Source organism: Pseudomonas sp. p1(2021b) (assembly GCF_020151015.1).
Classification (GTDB): Bacteria; Pseudomonadota; Gammaproteobacteria; order Pseudomonadales; family Pseudomonadaceae; genus Aquipseudomonas; species Aquipseudomonas putida_K.
Genome location: NZ_CP083746.1, coordinates 4520150 through 4538733, shown reverse-complemented (window position 1 = coordinate 4538733; position 18584 = coordinate 4520150). Strand labels below are relative to the sequence as shown.

The 18584-nt window shown below is 64.6% G+C and carries 17 protein-coding genes; 6 read left to right on the top strand and 11 right to left on the bottom strand.

Translation table 11 applies throughout. The annotated features are described in order from the left end of the window. Positions 1-124: 124 nt before the first annotated feature. A complete protein-coding gene (locus K8374_RS21120) occupies positions 125-1015 on the top strand; it encodes an esterase/lipase family protein (protein WP_224457068.1) in 891 nt (296 codons plus the stop codon). Here the strand turns inward: K8374_RS21120 and K8374_RS21115 are convergent. After that, positions 996-1889, bottom strand: a complete 894-nt coding sequence (locus K8374_RS21115) for a DMT family transporter (protein WP_224457067.1) — start codon at positions 1887-1889, stop codon at positions 996-998. The two genes, K8374_RS21120 and K8374_RS21115, sit on opposite strands and share 20 nt — an antisense overlap. 137 nt (positions 1890-2026) lie before the next feature. Here K8374_RS21115 and K8374_RS21110 point away from each other — a divergent pair, with 137 nt between their 5' ends. The 3 genes from K8374_RS21110 to K8374_RS21100 all read left to right on the top strand — a co-directional run bounded on the left by K8374_RS21110 (position 2027) and on the right by K8374_RS21100 (position 4237). Beyond that, positions 2027-2812: an AraC family transcriptional regulator gene (locus K8374_RS21110; RefSeq protein ID WP_224457066.1), complete on the top strand. Its 786-nt coding sequence runs from the start codon at positions 2027-2029 to the stop codon at positions 2810-2812. Between the two features lie 73 nt (positions 2813-2885). Beyond that, positions 2886-3158 carry a PsiF family protein gene (locus K8374_RS21105; protein WP_196154814.1) on the top strand — a complete coding sequence of 91 codons (273 nt, stop codon included), beginning with the start codon at positions 2886-2888 and terminating at the stop codon, positions 3156-3158. Positions 3159-3229: 71 nt separating this feature from the next. Then, positions 3230-4237 carry an AI-2E family transporter gene (locus tag K8374_RS21100; protein ID WP_224457065.1) on the top strand — a complete coding sequence of 336 codons (1008 nt, stop codon included), beginning with the start codon at positions 3230-3232 and terminating at the stop codon, positions 4235-4237. Positions 4238-4310: 73 nt separating this feature from the next. Here the strand turns inward: K8374_RS21100 and K8374_RS21095 are convergent, their stop codons facing one another. Beyond that, complete coding sequence (locus tag K8374_RS21095; RefSeq protein ID WP_084854271.1) at positions 4311-5582, bottom strand: Hsp70 family protein; 1272 nt, start codon at positions 5580-5582, stop codon at positions 4311-4313. A gap of 164 nt (positions 5583-5746) precedes the next feature. On the opposite strand from K8374_RS21095, the gene cbpA reads away from it, so the two are divergent. Both cbpA and K8374_RS21085 read left to right on the top strand, forming a co-directional pair. Then, on the top strand, positions 5747-6694 hold the full coding sequence (gene cbpA / locus K8374_RS21090; protein ID WP_084854273.1) for a curved DNA-binding protein: 948 nt from the start codon (positions 5747-5749) through the stop codon (positions 6692-6694). 2 nt (positions 6695-6696) lie between these two features. Beyond that, positions 6697-7002 carry a chaperone modulator CbpM gene (locus K8374_RS21085; RefSeq protein WP_084854275.1) on the top strand — a complete coding sequence of 102 codons (306 nt, stop codon included), beginning with the start codon at positions 6697-6699 and terminating at the stop codon, positions 7000-7002. 175 nt (positions 7003-7177) lie between these two features. Here the strand turns inward: K8374_RS21085 and K8374_RS21080 are convergent, their stop codons facing one another. From K8374_RS21080 to K8374_RS21040, 9 genes are all read right to left on the bottom strand, one after another. Beyond that, positions 7178-7696: a GNAT family N-acetyltransferase gene (locus K8374_RS21080; RefSeq protein ID WP_224457064.1), complete on the bottom strand. Its 519-nt coding sequence runs from the start codon at positions 7694-7696 to the stop codon at positions 7178-7180. 30 nt (positions 7697-7726) lie between these two features. Beyond that, a complete protein-coding gene (gene urtE, locus K8374_RS21075) occupies positions 7727-8425 on the bottom strand; it encodes an urea ABC transporter ATP-binding subunit UrtE (protein ID WP_224457063.1) in 699 nt (232 codons plus the stop codon). 67 nt (positions 8426-8492) lie between these two features. Further along, on the bottom strand, positions 8493-9350 hold the full coding sequence (gene urtD / locus K8374_RS21070; protein WP_224457062.1) for an urea ABC transporter ATP-binding protein UrtD: 858 nt from the start codon (positions 9348-9350) through the stop codon (positions 8493-8495). Beyond that, on the bottom strand, positions 9347-10426 hold the full coding sequence (gene urtC / locus K8374_RS21065; protein WP_224457061.1) for an urea ABC transporter permease subunit UrtC: 1080 nt from the start codon (positions 10424-10426) through the stop codon (positions 9347-9349). Before urtC ends, urtD begins: the two co-directional genes overlap by 4 nt. Next, positions 10426-11913 (bottom strand): urea ABC transporter permease subunit UrtB, encoded by a 1488-nt coding sequence (gene urtB, locus K8374_RS21060; protein ID WP_224457060.1) that lies wholly within the window; start codon positions 11911-11913, stop codon positions 10426-10428. Before urtB ends, urtC begins: the two co-directional genes overlap by 1 nt. A gap of 97 nt (positions 11914-12010) precedes the next feature. Next, positions 12011-13276: an urea ABC transporter substrate-binding protein gene (gene urtA, locus K8374_RS21055; protein ID WP_224457059.1), complete on the bottom strand. Its 1266-nt coding sequence runs from the start codon at positions 13274-13276 to the stop codon at positions 12011-12013. Positions 13277-13460: 184 nt separating this feature from the next. Continuing rightward, on the bottom strand, positions 13461-14867 hold the full coding sequence (gene cycA / locus K8374_RS21050) for a D-serine/D-alanine/glycine transporter (RefSeq protein WP_224457058.1): 1407 nt from the start codon (positions 14865-14867) through the stop codon (positions 13461-13463). Between the two features lie 229 nt (positions 14868-15096). Further along, positions 15097-16461, bottom strand: a complete 1365-nt coding sequence (locus K8374_RS21045; RefSeq protein WP_224457057.1) for a PepSY-associated TM helix domain-containing protein — start codon at positions 16459-16461, stop codon at positions 15097-15099. A 57-nt stretch (positions 16462-16518) separates the two neighbouring features. Continuing rightward, on the bottom strand, positions 16519-18570 hold the full coding sequence (locus tag K8374_RS21040) for a TonB-dependent copper receptor (RefSeq protein ID WP_224457056.1): 2052 nt from the start codon (positions 18568-18570) through the stop codon (positions 16519-16521). Positions 18571-18584 lie beyond the last annotated feature (14 nt).

Below are 18584 nucleotides of genomic sequence, written 5' to 3'. Positions count from 1 at the left end.
GTCCCGCTCCTTGCTCAGGGGTCTGTTCTGGTTTGGAACCGCACCGCGCGCCAGGAGTTCGATTGCGATGGCCAGACCCTGCGCGGTAGTGTTGGGCGCATCGCCCAAGAGAGGGGAGGGAGCCATGAACCAGACGCTGGCCACGCGCTACCCGCTGGTGCTGGTACCGGGCATGCTCGGTTTCGTGCGGGTGCTGCTCTACCCCTACTGGTTCGGCATCGTACCGGCGCTGCGCCGGGGCGGTGCGCAGGTGTTCCCTGTGCAGGTCTCGCCGCTGCATTGCAGCGAACTGCGCGGCGAACAGTTGCTGGCGATCATCGAGGATATCTGCCAGCGTACCGGCACCGAGCGGGTCAACCTGATCGGCCATAGCCAGGGCGCTTTGAGCGCCCGCTACGCCGCGGCCAAGCGACCTGACCGGGTGGCCTCGGTGACCTCGGTTGCCGGGCCCAACCAGGGGTCGGAGCTGGCCGACTACCTCGAGCGCAAGGCACCGGGCGATTCACCGCAGGGGCGGCTGCTCAAAGCGGCCTTGCATGCCCTGGCCGTGTTGTTGGTATGGCTGGAGACCGGCTGGCGCCGCGACCCGCTGCCCATCGATGTGCACGCCTCGCACCAGTCCTTCACCACGGCCGGCGTCGCTCGCTTCAACCAGGCCCATCCACAGGGCCTGCCGACGACCTGGGGCGGTGAAGGCGCCTACGAAGTCGATGGGGTGCGCTACTACTCCTGGTCCGGGACCTTGCAGCCTGGGCGCACCGACCAGGGGCGCAACCGCTTCGATGGCAGCAACCGCTTCTGCCGGCTGTTCGCGCGTACCTTCGTGCGCGAACGGGGCCAGTGCGACGGCATGGTCGGGCGCTACAGCTCGCACCTGGGCCAGGTGATCGGCGACGACTACCCGTTGGACCACCTGGACATCGTCAACCAGTCCCTTGGCGCCGTGGGCAAGGGCGCCGACCCGGTGCGCTTGTTCACCGAGCATGCCGCAAGGCTCAAGGCCGCGGGGCTGTAGCGACCTTGCGCAGCGGCGTTGTCCAGCGCTCGGCAAGGAGCACGCCCAGCAGCGTCAGCAGGCCGCCGTACAAGTGGTAGCTGGCCAGGCGCTCATCCAGCACCACGGCGGCGATCAGCGCAGTGACCACCGGCAGCAGGTTGAAGAACAGCGTGGTACGGCTCGGGCCCAGGCGGTGCACGGCCTGCATCCATACCCGGGGGGCGACCATGGAGGCGAGGATACAGGCATACAGCACCAGGCCGATGTTATGCGCGTTCAGGCCGGTCTTCGGCGACAGCACGAACAACGGCAGCAGCACGATGATCGCCACCAGCACCTGCAGGTACAGCAGCTGCATCGCAGGTACGCGCAGTTGCCATTTCTTCAGCAGGAAGCTGTACAGCGCATAGGCGAAAGTGGCCACCAGCATCATCAGGTCGCCGCCGTTCAGGCCTTGCTGCAGCAGCATTGCGGGTTGGCCTGCCGAGACCACTTCCAGTACACCGACGAACGACACCAGGGCGCCGAACAGCGCACCGAAGGTCAGCCGCTGGCCGAGCCAGGCGATGGCCAGAGCCAGGGACATCAGCGGCATCAGCGAGAGGATGATGCCCATGTTGGTGGCACTGGTGATGCCGGCGGCGAAGTAGGCCAGGCTCTGGTACATGGCCATGCCCAGCACGCCGAGGACGAAGACCTTGCCCAGGTGCGGGGCGATGGCCGCACGGTTGCGCCAGACCTGCGGCAGCAGGAACGGGGTGAACAGCAGGCCGGCCAGCAACCAGCGGTAGAAACCGATTTCCGCAGGGTGGATCGCGCCTGCGGACATCTTGGTGACCACGGTGTTGCCGGCCCAGATGAGGATCGCCAGCAGGGGGAACAGGTAATTCATGCAGCAGTGAATCTCGTGTAGGAGCGGTCTTGTGCCGCGAAAGGGGCGCGCAGCGGCCCCGACTGGCAGCCATTATCCCTTGTCCGTCCATATGCCTATACTTGCAAACGGACAATCCACCCCACGAAGCAGCCAAGATGGCCCGCAAATACCTCGACATCCCAACCTTCGACCACCTCCCGGCCCCGGTGTACTTCCGTTACGATGAGTTCGGCGCCGACACCCATAGCGCCCCGCACCGTCATTCCTGGGGGCAGCTCAACTACGCTGCCCACGGCGTCATGCACCTGGATGTCGAGGGGCAGCGCTTCGTCTCGCCGCCGCATTACGCCGTGTGGGTCCCGCCGGGCACTGAGCATGGTTGCTACAACCCCCAGGCCATCGTCTATCGCTCGGTCTACCTCGACCGGGACGTGTGCCAAGGCTTGCCGGCAAACCCTTGCAGCCTGGTCATTAGCGACATCCTCAAGGCCATCCTCGGCGACTTCGCCCAGCGCGACCTCAAGGTCGCGCAGGACGAACGCGACTTGCGCCTGGTCCAGGTGCTGCTCGACCAGTTGCATCTGGCGCCGACCCAACGCTGCTACTTGCCCTTCGCCCGCAGCGAGGGCCTGCGCCAGGTGCTCGACGCCTTGCATGCCGAGCCCGGGGACAACCGCCCGCTGGCCGACTGGGCCAGCCAGGTGTTCGTCAGCGAACGGACCCTGGCGCGCCAGTTTCTTCGCGAGCTGGGTATCAGCTTCGGCGAGTGGCGCCTGCGCCTGCGGTTTTTGCGTGCGATCGAGGCGCTGGAGGCGGGCCTGCCGATCCAGGCCATCGCCTTCGATCTGGGCTACAGCACCGCGTCGGCGTTCATCGCCATGTTCCAGCGCCAGGCCCATTGCACGCCGGAGCAGTACCGGCGGCGGGCGCGCATGGGCTGAGCAGGGAGTAACAAATTTTGTCTACACTCTGCTCGACGACCGCGCACACAGCGTGGAGACAAGGAGATGCTTCATGAAGATGCTGCACGTACCATTGCTGGTATTGGGTGTGATGATCAGCGCGCAGGGATTCGCCGCCACTGCGCAGCAAGAAAAAATGAAAACCTGCAACGCCGAAGCCACCGCGCAAACCCTCAAGGGTGACGAGCGCAAGGCCTTCATGAGCAAATGCCTGAAGACCACCCAGCAGGAGAAAATGAAGACCTGCAACGCCGATGCCACCACCAAGGCGCTCAAGGGCGATGAGCGCAAGGCCTTCATGAGCGACTGCCTCAAGAAGAAGTGACCTGCGCCTATGTTTGTACGGCGAAGGCTGGCAGACTGCGGATCTTTCCCGTTGTCTGCCGTTGAGGCTGTATGACCTTCACCCCCCGCCAGGTCACCCTGGCCAGCTGGATCATCGTGTTTGCCGGCCTGCTGCTGGCGTTGCCCCTGAAGCTGTTGCCCAGCCTGTTGGCCGGCCTGCTGGTGTTCGAGCTGGTCAATATGCTCACCCCCCGGTTGCAACCGGTCATTGCCGGGCAGCGTGCGCGCTGGCTGGCCGTGGCCCTGCTCGGCACCCTGGTGGTCACCACCCTGACCCTGCTGATCGCAGGCGCCTTCAGCTTCCTCTTGCACGAGGCGGAAAACCCTGGCGCTTCGCTGGACAAGTTCATGGGGCTCGTAGAGCGGGCCCGCAGCCAGCTGCCGCCGTTCATCGAAGGCTACCTGCCGGCCAGCGCCGCCGAGTTCAAGGTGGCCATCGGCGACTGGCTCAAGAGTCACCTGGGCGAGCTGCAACTGGTGGGCAAGGGCATGGCGCACATGTTCGTCACCTTGCTGATCGGCATGATCCTGGGCGCCATCGTCGCCCTGCAGAGGATCCCCGATATTTCCCGGCGCAAGCCGTTGGCCGCGGCGCTGTTCGAACGCCTGAGCCTGCTGGTGCAAGCGTTTCGCAACATCGTCTTCGCGCAGATCAAGATCTCCCTGCTCAACACCTTCTTCACCGGGATCTTCCTGGCCGTGGTGTTCCCGCTGTTTGGCGTGCACCTGCCGTTGACCAAGACCCTGATCGTGTTGACGTTCCTGCTGGGCCTGCTGCCGGTGATCGGCAACCTGATGTCCAACACGTTGATCACCATCGTCGGCCTGTCGCTGTCGATCTGGGTGGCGGTGGCGGCGCTGGGCTACCTGATCGTGATCCACAAGGTCGAGTACTTCCTCAACGCGCGGATCGTCGGCGGGCAGATCAGTGCCAAGTCGTGGGAGCTGCTGCTGGCGATGCTGGTGTTCGAGGCGGCGTTCGGGCTGCCTGGAGTGGTGGCGGGGCCGATCTACTACGCCTACCTCAAGAGCGAGCTGAAGCGGGCGGAATTGGTCTGATTACGGTGGTGGCCTGCACCTGCCCTATCGCCGGCAAGCCGGCGATAGGGCAGGTGCGGAAATATGCCGGTTATCAGGCTACGCCGTAGCGCTTGCGCGCCTCGATCGCCAACCCGCTGCCGATGCTGCCGAAGATATTGCCTTCCACATGCCGGGCATTGGGCAGCATCGCCGCTACGCTGTTGCGCAGCGCCGGGATGCCGCTGGAACCGCCGGTGAAGAACACCGTGTCCACTTGCCCCTCGCTCACGCCGGCCTTGTTCAGCAGCTCGCTGACACTGCCGCGCACCCGCTCCAGCAGCCCTTCGATGGCCTCCTCGAACAGCCCACGGGTCAGGTCCACGGCCAGCGCTGGCTCGATGCGCCCGAGGTCGATGCGCCGGCTTTCGTGCTCGGTCAGCTCGATCTTGCTCGCTTCCACTTCCATGGCCAGCCAGTGCCCGGCACGCTCCTCGATCAGCTTGAACAGCCGGTCTATCCCCAAGGTATCCTCGATGTCGTAGCGCATGCTGCCCAGGGCCAGTTGCGACTTCTGCGAATACAGCGAGTTGATGGTGTGCCAGGTCGCCAGGTTGAGGTGGTAGCTGGTGGGCATCAAGGCCTGGCTCTTCATCCGGCTGCCGTAGCCGAACAAGGGCATCACGCCTTGCAGGCTCAGTTGTTTGTCGAAGTCGGTACCGCCGATGTGCACGCCGCCCGTGGCGAGGATGTCGCTCTGACGCTCGGCCACCAAGTGACGCTGCGGCGACAGGCGGATCAGGGTGAAGTCCGAAGTACCGCCGCCGATGTCGACGATCAACACCAGCTCTTCGCGGCTGATGCCCGACTCGTAGTCGAACGCTGCGGCGATCGGCTCGTACTGGAACGAGACCTCCTTGAAACCGATCTTGCGGGCCACCTCGGCCAAGGTGTCCTCGGCCTCCTGGTCGGCGGCCGGGTCGTCGTCGACGAAGAACACCGGGCGGCCCAGCACCACTTCGTCGAAGCTGCGGCCGGCATTGGCCTCGGCGCGTTTCTTCAGCTCGCCGATGAACATGCCCAGCAGGTCCTTGAACGGCAAGGCGGTCCCCAGCACGCTGGTGTCGTGCTTGATAAGCTTGGAGCCGAGCAGGCTCTTGAGCGAGCGCATCAGGCGCCCTTCGTAGCCTTCCAGGTATTCGTGCAGGGCCAGGCGGCCATAGACCGGGCGCCGCTCCTCGATGTTGAAGAAGACCACCGAGGGCAGGGTGATCTTGCCGTCTTCCAGGGCGATCAGCGATTCCACGCCGGGGCGGTGCCAGCCGACCGTGGAATTGGAGGTGCCGAAGTCGATGCCGCAGGCACGGGCCGGGGATACGTCAGACATGGGGAGCAGCTTCCGGAGGCAAAACGGCCGCGCAGTTTATGCCAGTGGCCGGCTAAATCAAGACCGGTCGTCTGCTCTACAGCAACCCCAGGCGAACCTTGAAAGGCTATGCTTGACCCCAATCTTCAGAAACATCGTAAAAATTTCCAACGGTGATGCCTTAGATGGACTTCAAAGACTATTACAAGATACTCGGCGTGGAGCCGACGGCGGATGACAAGGCGATCAAGGCCGCCTACCGCAAGCTCGCGCGCAAGTATCACCCCGACGTCAGCAAGGAACGCGACGCCGAGGAAAAATTCAAGGAGGCCAACGAGGCCTACGAAGTGCTGGGCGACGCCCAGAAACGCGCTGAGTTCGACGAGATCCGCAAGTACGGTGGCCAGCACGGCAGGCCGTTCCAGGCGCCGCCGGGCTGGGAAAGCCGTGGTGGCGGCGGTGGTTTCGAAGGCGGCGACTTCTCCGATTTCTTCAGTTCGATCTTCGGCGCCCGGGGCGGCAACCCGTTCGGTCGTGGTCAGCAGCGCAGCGCGGGCAGGCGAGGGCAGGACGTGGAGCTGGAACTGGCGATATTCCTTGAAGAAACCCTGAGCAAGGAATCCAAGCAGATCAGCTTCCAGGTTCCGCAGACCAACGCGGCCGGGCAGCGCACCGGGTTCACCACCAAGACCCTGAACGTCAAGATCCCTGCCGGGGTGACGGACGGTGAGCGCATCCGCCTCAAAGGCCAGGGCGCCCCGGGTATCGGTGGCGGAGCCAATGGCGACCTGTTCCTGACCATCCGCATGGCACCGCACCCGCTGTTCGATGTCGAAGGGCATGACCTGATCATCACCGTGCCCTTGGCGCCGTGGGAGGCGGCCCTGGGTGCCAAGGTGGCGGTGCCGACGCTGACCGGCAAGATCAACCTGACCATCCGCCCCGACAGCCAGAGCGGCCAGCGCCTGCGGGTCAAGGGCATGGGCCTTGCGAACAAGCAGGGCGAGCGGGGCGATCTCTACGCCCAGCTCAAGGTGGTGATGCCCAGCCAGTCGGACGCCACCACGCGCGAACTCTGGACCAAGCTCTCCGAGAAAGCCGCGTTCAATCCGAGGACACAATGGAGTAGTTGATCATGAGCAACACCCTGATCGTTCAACTGGACATGCGAACCCTCTGCCAGGAAGCCGATATCACGGCCGACTGCGTGATCGAAATCGTCGAACACGGCATCGTTGAACCGTCGGGGCGAACGCCAGAGGACTGGTTGTTCGATGACCAGGCGCCGTTGCTGGCCAAGCGGGCGGTGAAGCTGCATCAGGAGCTGGAGCTGGAATGGGAGGGGGTGGCCCTGGCATTGGAGCTGCTGGACGAGGTGCAACAGCTGCGCAGCGAAAACAGCATGCTGCGCCAGCGGTTGGGCCGGTTCATTCATATGTGAGCTTGCTTTGATTGGTCCCTTGTGGGAGCTGGCGGAGCCTGCGATGGGCCACAAAGCGGCCCCTTAAGACTACCGTTTGAGGGCTTGGGGCTGCTTTGCAGCTCATCGCAGGCCGTCGCCACCACCGAGATTGCGCCGCTCCCACAGGTTGTGCAAAACCCGAATTGGCCGGCCTTCAGCCTCTTGGCTCGGCCCCCGGGTCGAGCATCAGCTGCATGAAGGTCAGGTCCAGCCAGCGGCCGAACTTCACCCCCACCTGCGGCATCTGCCCGGTCACCACGAAGCCCAGCCGCTCGTGCAGGCGGATCGACGCCGCATTGCCGCTTTCGATCGCTGCGACCATCACGTGTTTGCCGCACCCCCGTGCGCGCTCGATCAACGCCTCCATGAGCACCGGCCCCAGGCCCTTACCGCGCTGGTCGCTGCGCACGTATACCGAATGCTCGACCGTGTGGCGAAACCCTTCGAACGGCCGCCAGTCCCCGAACGAGGCATAGCCCAGCACCCCGCTGTCATCCACCGCCACCAGGATCGGGTAGCCCTGCTCGGCTCGTGCGGCGAACCAGGCCTGGCGGTTGGCAAGGTCTACCGGGGTTTCGTTCCAGATCGCCGTGGTGTTGCGCACGGCATCGTTGTAGATGTCGAGGATCCCGGCCAGATCGTCGGCCAGGGCATCGCGGATCAGGTGACTCATGACAGCCTCACGCAAGGAGTTTGGCCCAGATTAAATGGTAACCAGGCCGCGCACACCCTCGGCTTGCATCTTTTCTCCGCGACCGCGCTGGATGATCTCGCCGCGGGCCATCACCAGATACTGGTCGGCCAGCGCCTCGGCGAAATCGTAGAACTGCTCGACCAGCAGGATTGCCATGTCGCCGCGGTCGGCCAGCTTGCGGATCACCGCACCGATCTCCTTGATCACCGACGGTTGGATGCCCTCGGTGGGTTCGTCGAGAATCAGCAGGCGCGGGCGGCTGGCCAGCGCCCGGCCGATGGCCAGCTGTTGTTGCTGACCGCCGGAAAGATCGCCGCCACGGCGCTGCTTCATCTGCTCGAGCACCGGGAACAACTCATAGATGAAGGCCGGCACCCGACGCGCCTCGCGGGCGGGGAAGCGCGACAGGCCCATGAGCAGGTTTTCCTCGACGCTCAGGCGCGCGAAGATCTCGCGCCCCTGGGGTACATAAGCGATGCCTGCTTGCACGCGTTGCTGGGGTTTGAGCGCGGTGATCGGCCTGCCTTCCCACTCGACGCTGCCCTCGCGTGCAGGCACCAGACCCATCAGGCAACGCAGCAGGGTGGTCTTGCCCACGCCGTTGCGGCCCAGCAGACAGGTGATTTCGCCGACCTTGGCCTCGAAGGACAGGCCGCGCAGGATGTGGCTTGCGCCGTAGTACTGATGCAATGAGTCGATCTTGAGCATGTTGGGTTCCCTGGTAGGCCCGCTCGGTCTTCGCCGGCGCTTCGCGGATAAACACAGCGGGGAAAGATCATCGGCCGAGGTAGACCTCGACCACCCGCTCATCGGCCTGCACCTGCTCCAGAGAGCCTTCTGCAAGCACGCTGCCCTGGTGCAGCACGGTGACGTGGTCGGCGATGCTGCCGACGAAGCCCATGTCATGTTCCACCACCATTAGCGAATGCTTGCCAGCCAGGTTCTTGAACAGCTCGGCGGTGAACTCGGTCTCGGCATCGGTCATGCCCGCCACGGGTTCGTCGAGCAACAGCAGTTGCGGCTCCTGCACCAGCAGCATGCCGATCTCCAGAAATTGCTTCTGGCCATGGGACAGTAGCCCCGCCCGGCGCCCGGCCAGCGGCAGCAGGCGCAGGGTCTGCAGCACTTCCTCGATGCGCTGGCGCTGCTCACCGTCAAGGCGGGAGGCGAGGCTGGCCCATACGGACTTGTCCGTCTTCAAGGCCAGCTCCAGGTTCTCGAATACGCTCAGCGCCTCGAATACCGTGGGCTTCTGGAACTTGCGGCCGATCCCGGCCTGGGCGATCTGATATTCGCTCATGCGTGCCAGGTCGAGGGTGTCACCGAAGAACGCGCTGCCGCTGTCGGGCCGGGTCTTGCCGGTGATCACGTCCATCATCGTGGTCTTTCCTGCACCGTTGGGGCCGATGATGCAGCGCAGCTCGCCCACGCCGATGTACAGGGTCAGCGCGTCGAGCGCCTTGAAGCCGTCGAAACTGACGCTGATGTCTTCCAGGCTCAGCACCGTGCCGTGGCGGGTGTCGAGCCCTTCCTTGCGGGTTTGGCCGAGGCCGATGGCATCGCGACCAGCCCCAAGGTTATCGAACACCGGTTCGAGCATGAATTCAGGATGCACTGGGGGGATGCCTTTCATGGGGCGCTCCTTTTCTTCAGCAGGCCCATCACCCCCCTGGGCAGGTAAAGGGTGACGAGGATGAACAGCGCGCCGAGGAAGAACAGCCAGAATTCTGGGAACGCCATGGTGAGCCAGCTCTTCATGCCGTTGACCAGCCCAGCGCCGAGCAGCGGGCCGATCAGCGTACCGCGCCCGCCCAGGGCCACCCACACGGCCGCTTCGATGGAATGGGTCGGCGACATTTCACTGGGGTTGATGATGCCCACCTGGGGCACGTACAGCGCGCCGGCCAGGCCACACAGCACCGCGCTCAACACCCACACCAACAGCTTGAAGCCGCGCGGGTCGTAGCCGCAGAACATCAGGCGGTTCTCGGCGTCACGCAGGGCGATGAGCAGCCGCCCGAACTTGCTGCGGGTCAGGCACCAGCACAGGTACAGGCTTGCCAGCAGCAGGCCGACAGTGAGTAGGAACAGCACGGCGCGGGTGCCCTGGGCTGCGATGTCGAAGCCCAGGATGGTGCGAAAACTGGTGAAGCCGTTATTGCCGCCCAGGCCAGTCTCGTTGCGGAAGAACAGCAGCATGCCGGCAAAGGTCAGTGCCTGGGTCATGATCGAGAAGTACACACCCTTGATCCGTGACCGGAAGGCGAAGAAGCCGAACACCAGGGCCAGCAGCCCCGGCGCCAGCACCACCAGGCACAGCGCCCAGGCGAAATGCTGGGTACCGGCCCAGTACCAAGGCAGCTCGTTCCACGACAGGAAGGTCATGAAGCCTGGCAGACCGTCACCGGCCGCCTGGCGCATCAGGTACATGCCCATGGCGTAGCCGCCGAGGGCGAAGAACAGGCCATGGCCGAGCGACAGCAACCCGGCGTAGCCCCATACCAGGTCCAGGGCCAGGGCGACGATGGCATAGCAGAGGATCTTGCCCACCAGCGTCAGGGTGTAGGTCGAGACCTGCAGCGCATGGCCGTCGGGCAGCAGCGACAGCAGCGGCATGGCCAGCAGCACCAGGACGACGAGGGTGCCGATGGTCAGGGAGGCGCGTGGCCCGGCCTTTTGCGAGGCAGTGACAAGCAGAGGCTGGTTCATCAGTCGATTACCCGTCCCTTGAGGGCGAACAGGCCTTGCGGGCGTTTCTGGATGAACAGAATGACCAGCGCAAGGATGAGGATCTTGCCTAGCACCGCACCGATCTGCGGCTCCAGCAGCTTGTTGGCGATGCCCAGGCCGAACGCGGCCCAGAGGCTGCCCGCCAGTTGGCCGACGCCCCCGAGCACCACCACCAGGAACGAGTCGATGATGTAGTTCTGGCCAAGGTCGGGGCCGACGTTGCCGATCTGGCTCAGAGCGACCCCGCCCAGGCCTGCGATGCCGGAGCCGAGGCCGAAGGCGAGCATGTCGATGCGCCCGGTGCAAACCCCGCAGCAGGCCGCCATGTTGCGGTTCTGCGTCACCGCGCGCACGTTCAGGCCCAGGCGTGTGCGGTTGAGCAACAGCCAGGTGAGCAGTACCACGGCCAGGGCGAAGACGATGATCACCAGGCGGTTGTAGGGCAGCACCAGGTTGGGCAGTACCTGGATTCCACCGGACAGCCATGCCGGGTTGCTCACCTCGACGTTCTGCGCGCCAAACAGCAGACGGATGGCCTGGATCAGGATCAGGCTGATACCCCACGTCGCCAGGAGGGTCTCCAGCGGGCGGCCATACAAGTGGCGGATCACCGTGCGTTCCAGGGCCATGCCGACCCCGGCGCTGACCACGAAGGCCACCGGCAGGGCGATCAACGGGTACAGCTCCAGGGCGCCCGGGGCGTAGCGTTGCACCATCACCTGGACCATGTAGGTGCTGTAGGCACCGAGCATGAGCATCTCGCCATGAGCCATGTTGATCACGCCCAGCAGGCCGAAGGTGATCGCCAGGCCCAAGGCTGCGAGCAGCAGGATCGAACCCAGCGACAGGCCGCTGAAGGCTTGCCCGAGCAGTTCGCCAAACAGCAGTTTGCGTTGGACTTGGGCGAGGCTGGTGGCGGCGGCAGTGCGCACTGCAGCGTTGCTTTCGGCGTCCGGTTGCAACAGCGCCTCCAGACGGGGGCGGGCGAGCGGGTCGCCGGTTTCGCCGAGCAGGCGTACGGCGGCCAGGCGTACGGCGGGGTCTTCGGCACCGAGTTGCAGGTTGGCCAGGGCCAGGCCCAGGGCTGCATGCACCGCGGCATCCGGCTCGCTGGCGAAGCGCCGGTCGAGGAAGGCCATCTGCGCCGGTTGCGCGGATTTTTGCAGTTGCTGGGCTGCGGCCAGGCGGATGCTGACCTGGTCGCTGAGCAATCGATGGCTGGCCAGGGCGTTGTCGATCAGGCTGCGCAGGCGGTTGTTCAGGCGCACCTTGCGCGCGTCGTTTTCAGCGATACGGCCTTGGTGCAGGTTTTCCAGCAACGGCAAGCGCGCGGCATCGGGCTGCGCGGCCCAGGTTTGGAGCAGGTGCGCCTGCTCGGCGGGCTTGGCGGCAAGGAAGAATTCGCCTTCGCTGGCTTGGGTGGCCAGCGGCAGCAGCAAGAATAGAGTGAGCAAGCATCTGAGCATGCGGGCCATCCTGGAATCGGCAGTGGATTCATCGCGAAAGCCCGCCCCTACAGGTGCAGCAAGAGCCGTGTAGGCGTGGGCTTGCTCCGCGATAGCGTCAGTTGCCCTTCACCGCATAGTCAGGGCGCTTGTCATTGCCTGGAATGAACGGGCTCCACGGCTGCGCCCGCAACGGCTGCTCGGTCTCCCACACCACGCTGAACTGCCCGTCGTCCTGGATTTCGCCGATCATCACCGGCTTGTGCAGGTGATGGTTGGTCTTGTCCATGGTCAGGGTGTAGCCGGACGGCGCCTGGAAGGTTTGCCCGGCCAACGCCTCGCGGACCTTGTCGACGTCGGTGGACTTGGCCTTTTCGGCGGCCTGGGCCCACATGTGGATGCCTACATAGGTGGCTTCCATCGGGTCGTTGGTCACCGCCTTGTCGGCCCCGGGCAGCTTCTTGGCCTTGGCGTAGGCCTTCCAGTCGGCGACGAACTTCTGGTTGACCGGGTTATCCACCGACTCGAAGTAGTTCCATGCGGCCAGGTGGCCCACCAGCGGTTTGGTGTCGATACCGCGCAGTTCCTCCTCGCCTACCGAGAACGCGACCACCGGCACGTCGGTGGCCTTCAGGCCCTGGTTGGCCAGCTCCTTGTAGAACGGTACGTTGGAATCGCCATTGACGGTGGAGATGACCGCAGTCTTGCCACCGGCGGAGAATTTCTTGATGTTGGCGACGATGGTCTGGTAGTCGCTGTGGCCGAACGGTGTGTAGACCTCCTCGATGTCCTTGTCGGCCACGCCCTTGCTGTGCAGGAAGGCGCGCAGGATCTTGTTGGTGGTGCGCGGGTAGACATAGTCGGTGCCGAGCAGGAAGAAGCGCGTGGCAGCGCCGCCATCTTCGCTCATCAGGTATTGCACCGCCGGGATGGCCTGCTGGTTAGGCGCCGCACCTGTGTAGAACACGTTGGGCGACAGTTCTTCGCCTTCGTACTGCACTGGGTAGAACAGCAAGCCATTGAGCTCTTCGAACACCGGCAACACCGACTTGCGCGACACCGAGGTCCAGCAACCGAACACCACGGCGACCTTGTCTTGGCTGAGCAACTGGCGGCTCTTTTCGGCGAACAGCGGCCAGTTGGACGCCGGGTCCACCACCACGGGCTCGAGCAGTTTGCCGTTCACCCCACCGTTGGCGTTGATTTCGTCGATGGTCATCAGCGCCATGTCCTTGAGCGAGGTCTCGGAGATGGCCATGGTCCCGGACAGCGAGTGGAGGATACCGACCTTGATGGTTTCGGCGGCCTGGATGCTCCAGCTCAGGCCCATCGCCGCGATCGATGCGCTGAGGGTAAAGGCCTTGATCAGACTGCGACGCTTCATGTGCTCTCTCCGCTGAGGTCTTAGGGGGGCCAAGCGAGAAGGGGTATTGCAAGGGGTGTGCCGAACGGCGGAGAGCGCGAAATAGACAGGGTGTGCGAGGTATCGGGGCATCGATGTGGGCCAGGATGGTGCCTGGCGAAGACACGAGCACAGCATTGGGGCCGCCACCGCGGCCCCCAACGCCTCAGTCGTCGCGCAATGCAGCCTGTGGCTGGCGCTTGCTGCGCACGAACTGATAGGTCACCGCCAGGACCACGAACCACAGCGGGGTTACCATCAGCGCCGAGCGCGTATCCGCTTCCAGACTCAACAGCAAAAGGATCGCGGCGAAGAAGGCCAGGCATACGTAGCACATCAAACGCCCTCCCGGCATCTTGTAGGTCGACTTCTCATGCAGCGCCGCGCGCCGTCGGCGATAGCTCAGGTACGACAGCAGGATCAGCGTCCAGACGAACATGAACAGCAGCGCCGAAACCGTGGTGACCAAGGTGAAGGCCTCCACCAGGTCGGGGATCACATAGATCAGCACGGCACCGAGCAGCAGGCAGGTGCAGGAGAAATACAGCCCGTTGGCCGGCACGGCCCGCCGCGACAACTTCTCGAAGGCCTTGGGCGCGTCGCCCTCCTGGGACAGGCCGTAGAGCATGCGGCTGGTGGAAAACACGCCGCTGTTGGCCGAGGACGCCGCCGAGGTCAGCACGACGAAGTTGATGATGCTCGCCGCCGCTGGCAGGCCGGCCAGGACGAACAGTTCGACGAACGGGCTCTTGCCCGGCACCACGTCGCGCCACGGAGTGACTGCCATGATGGCGATCAAGGCCAGCACGTAGAACACGATGATGCGCACGGGGATGGAGTTGATCGCCCGTGGCAGGGTGCGTTCGGGGTTCTTCGCCTCGGCGGCCGTGGTGCCTACCAGTTCGATGCCGACGAAGGCGAACACGGCGATCTGGAAACCTGCGAAGAAGCCCATCACGCCGTTGGGGAACATGCCGCCATCGTTCCACAGGTTGGCCAACTGCGCCGTGCGCCCGGCGGGCGACTCGAAGCCGGTGATCACCATGTACAGGCCTGTTGCGACCAGGCCCAGGATGGCGACGATCTTGATCATGGCGAACCAGAACTCGATCTCGCCGAACATCTTCACGGTGATCAGGTTCAGCGACAGCAGTACCGCCACGCAAGTGAGCGCCGGTATCCACTGGGGCAGGTCGGGGAACCAGAACTGCGAGTAGGCGGCGATGGCGATCACGTCGGCGATGCCGGTGATGACCCAGCAGAACCAGTAGGTCCAGCCGGTGAAATAACCGGCCCAGGGGCCCAACAGGTCGGCGGAGAAATCGATGAAGGACTTGTAGTTGAGGTTCGACAGCAGCAGTTCGCCCATGGCGCGCATGACGAAGAACAGCATGAAGCCGATGATCATGTAGACGAAGATGATCGACGGGCCCGCCAGGCTGATGGTCTTGCCCGAGCCCATGAACAGGCCGGTACCGATGGCGCCGCCGATGGCGATCAGCTGGATATGGCGGTTGGTGAGGTTACGTTGCAGGTGGGTGTCGTCTGCCGGTGTGGGGGAGGTCCGGGTCATGGGCTGCATTCCATTGAGATCGGTCTTCTTGTGGGAAAGCCAGGTAGGCTAACACGCGCGTTCCAGATCGTGGCGTGACAGATCGATTCCATTTTGCCGGGGCAGAGCGGATGCAAGAGGGGCTACTGTGCAGCCTTTTCGCGGCACCGCGGCCGCTCCTACAGGGGCACGGCTCTTTTGTAGGAGCGGCCTTGTGCCGCGAAAGGGCCGCACCGCGGCCCCTATGGCGTCACGCCCTGGCGAGCACCTTGCGGCGCACCACCAGGCTATCGACTGCCCACATCACCAGCATCGACACTCCCACCAGCGGGAACGCGACACCCAGCACCAGCATCACCGCTGTGGCGGTCTTCCAGCGTGGCAGGTCATGGCGCAGCGGTGGTACGCCCAGGCCGCCATCGGGCCGGCGTTTCCACCACATCACCAGGCCGCTGACCGAACCCAGCAGGATCATCAGGCACACCAGCAGGATGATGAGCTGGTTGAGCGGCCCGAACATCTTCCCTTCGTGCAACATTACCCCAAGCTCGGTAGCGCGGGCGATCGGGCTGTAGTCCTGCCAGCGCACATCGGCCAGCACCCGGCCGGTGTATTGGTCCACGTGCAGGGTGGCGTCATTGCGAGGGTCGTCGGCGAACACCGCGATGGTGAACACGCCTTCGGCGGTGGTCGGCAGGGTGATGCTGTAGCCTGGCTCGACCTTGCGCGCGGTGGCCACGTCCTCGACCTGTTGCAAGGTCACCTGGGGCGCCGCGGGGCCACTGGCCATGGCGTGGTGGCCCGCATGCTCGGCATGAGCGCCGGACACCGGCATCGGCGTATTCTCCACGGCCCAGGGCACGGTCTGGCGATGCGCATTGTTCAGCTCTCGGGCCTGCTGGTCGGACTTGGGCACGTCGTTCCACATGGCCGCCGGGAAGCGATTCCACAGGTCGGCGTACTGCTTGCCCCACAGGCCCGTCCAGGTCATGCCGCTGAGCAGCATCAACAGCAGCAGGAGCGAGCCCCAGAACCCCGTGACCGCATGCAGGTCGCGCCACAGCACCCTGCCGCGTGCCGACAGCCGTGGCCACAACACGCCAGCACTGCTGCGCCCGCGTGGCCACCACAGGTACAGGCCGGACACCACCAGCACGATGCCCCAGCCGGCGGCCAGTTCCACCAGCCGATCACCGACGGTGCCGACCATCAGCTCACCGTGCAGGGCCCTGGCCACTGCCTGCAGGTTGTTCTTGCCGTCCTGCTCGCCGAGTACCTTGGCGCTGTACGGGTCGATGAACACGTTCAGTTCGCGCCCGCCGTCATGCACCACGAACTGCGCGCTGCGCTCGGCACTGACCGGCGGCAGGTACTGGCCCACATGCCCCTGTGGATAAACCCGGCGTACCTCGGCCAGGAGCGTGTCAGCGTCCTGCCGGTGGTGGCCGGCCTCGACCACCATCAGGTCGCGGTACAGCAGCGGGTCGAGCTGGGGCTTGAACAGGTAGATGATCCCGGTGATCGCCAGCAGGATCATGAAGGGTGCGACGAACAGCCCGGCATAGAAATGCCAGCGCCAGGCCAGGTTGTAGAAGGAGATGCGTTTTTCGCTCATGTGAACCTCCCGAGTGACCGGTCAGGCGCGGCGAAGGCCGCGCCTGGGTCGTTGTTGTCAGAAGCTGATGTCGACCTTGGTCCAGAAGGTCCTGCCGGGCTCCAGCACCGGCTGCGGGTCGCTGGCCGGGTAGCCGAACCCGGCGTTCCCGGCCAGGTTCAAGTGCTCGGCGTAGGCCTTGTCGAACAGGTTGTCGACGCCTGCGCTGAGCTTGAGGTTGCGGTTCACCTTGTAGGCGCCGTTGAACGAGAACACGCCGAAGCCTGCGCTCTTCTCGTAGTCCTTGCCGACCACATTGCCCTGGTTCTCGGCGATGCGGTTCTGCGCTGCCACCAGGCGCCACAGGGCGCCGACGCTCCAGGTGTCGCGGCTGTAGGTCAGGCCGAGGCGGCTTTCCAATGGCGGCATCTGCGGCAGGGCCTTGCCGTCACTGCTGTTCTTGCCCCAGGCGTAGGCCACGGTAGCATCGGCTTTCCAGTTTTCGTTCAGCTTGTAGGCCGCGCCGAGTTCGCCGCCCATGATGCGGGCGTCGATGTTCTGCGCCTGGGATACGAGTTTGCTACCCATGCCGCCGCTGCCTGGTACGTAGTCGAACAGGATGTAGTCGCGAACCTGCCCGATGTAACCCGAAGCCCAGGCCTCCATGCGTTCATCGTGGTACTGGATGCCGACGTCGAGCTGAGTGGTCTTTTCGGGCTTGATGCCATCGAAGGCGTTCGCTGAACCATTGGGTGGCAGGGTGGGCGAGAACAGCTCCCAGTAGTCTGGGAAGCGTTGGGCATGACCAAGGCCGATGTAGGTGGTGGCCGCAAGCGCAGCCAGGTCATGCTCGTAGCGCACGAAACCGCTGGGCAGGGTGTCGGCGCGGGTGTCCCCTTCGGTGGGGCTCTTCTTGCGAAAATCGCGGGCCGAGGCGCGATCGAGGCGCGCCCCGGTGACCAGGCGATCTTCACCGGTGGCGTACCAGGTCAGCTCGCTGAACAGCCCGTAGTTGTGGAAGTCGGCGTCCTTGGTCCAGGGCTGGCCCTTGTGTGCGTCCACCGCCATGCCTCCGCGCTTGCGGTGTTCGTTGGTCTGCGCATCGATACCGGAAACCAACTGCACATCGGCCCAGCGCCAGGTGGCCTTGACGCGTGCGCCCATCGTGCGACGGTCGACGTTGCTGACCATCGCCATCATGCCCGGCGTGCGCAGGCTGTAGTTGTCCATCACATGATCGGCATAGTTGTAGTAGACCTGTGCCTCGACCTTGTCGAGCACGTCGCCCAGGTTGGATTTCTCGAAACGCAGGCCCAGGCTCTCGCGCTTGAACTGCGAGCCGTCCATGCCGCGCCCGGCGTAGCGGGCCTCGCCATCGCCCTTGCCGGCGGTGAGTTCCAGCAGGGTGTCCTGGTCTGGTGTCCAGCCGAGGGTGACGTCGCCGTTCCACTTGTCCCAGCGTGAGGGCACGGTGTCACCGTTACCGTCGTCGTAGTCATCGGCTCGCGACTGATTGCCGACGAAGCGGGCGTAGCCCTGGCGGGTGCCGGCAGCGGCATCGAGCACCTTGTCGAAGCGGCCATGGGAACCGGCCAGCAGGCTGGCGTTGACGCGGCTGCCGAGCTCGCCGAATTTTTCCGGCTCACGCTCGAAGAGGATGGTCCCGGCCGAACCGCCTGGGCCCCAGATCACGCTTTGCGGGCCCTTGATCACTGTCAGGCGGTCGTAGGTTTCCGGCGAAATGTAGGAGGTCGGCGCGTCCATTCGGTTGGGGCAGGCGCCCAGCATCACGCCGCCGTTGGTGAGGATATTCAGGCGTGAGCCGAACATGCCACGCAGCACGGGGTCGCCGTTGGTGCCGCCAGAGCGAATCGCCGAGAAGCCGGGGATGGTCTTGAGGTAATCGGCACCATCGCTGGCCGGCACCGGTTGGCGCGGGTCTTTCGGGTTGGTGACGACAGTCAGCGGCGAGCTTGGCGCAACGGCGGTGATGACCGTCGGGGTCAGTTCGGCCTCATGGCCTTCATGGCCGGTATCGGCGGCCAAGGTCATGGGCGCGAGCAGTGAGCCGCACAGTGCGGCGAGGGTCCCGCATACGGCGGGGGTAAAAACAGGGGTGCAGCCGGACATAGTGATTCCAGTCG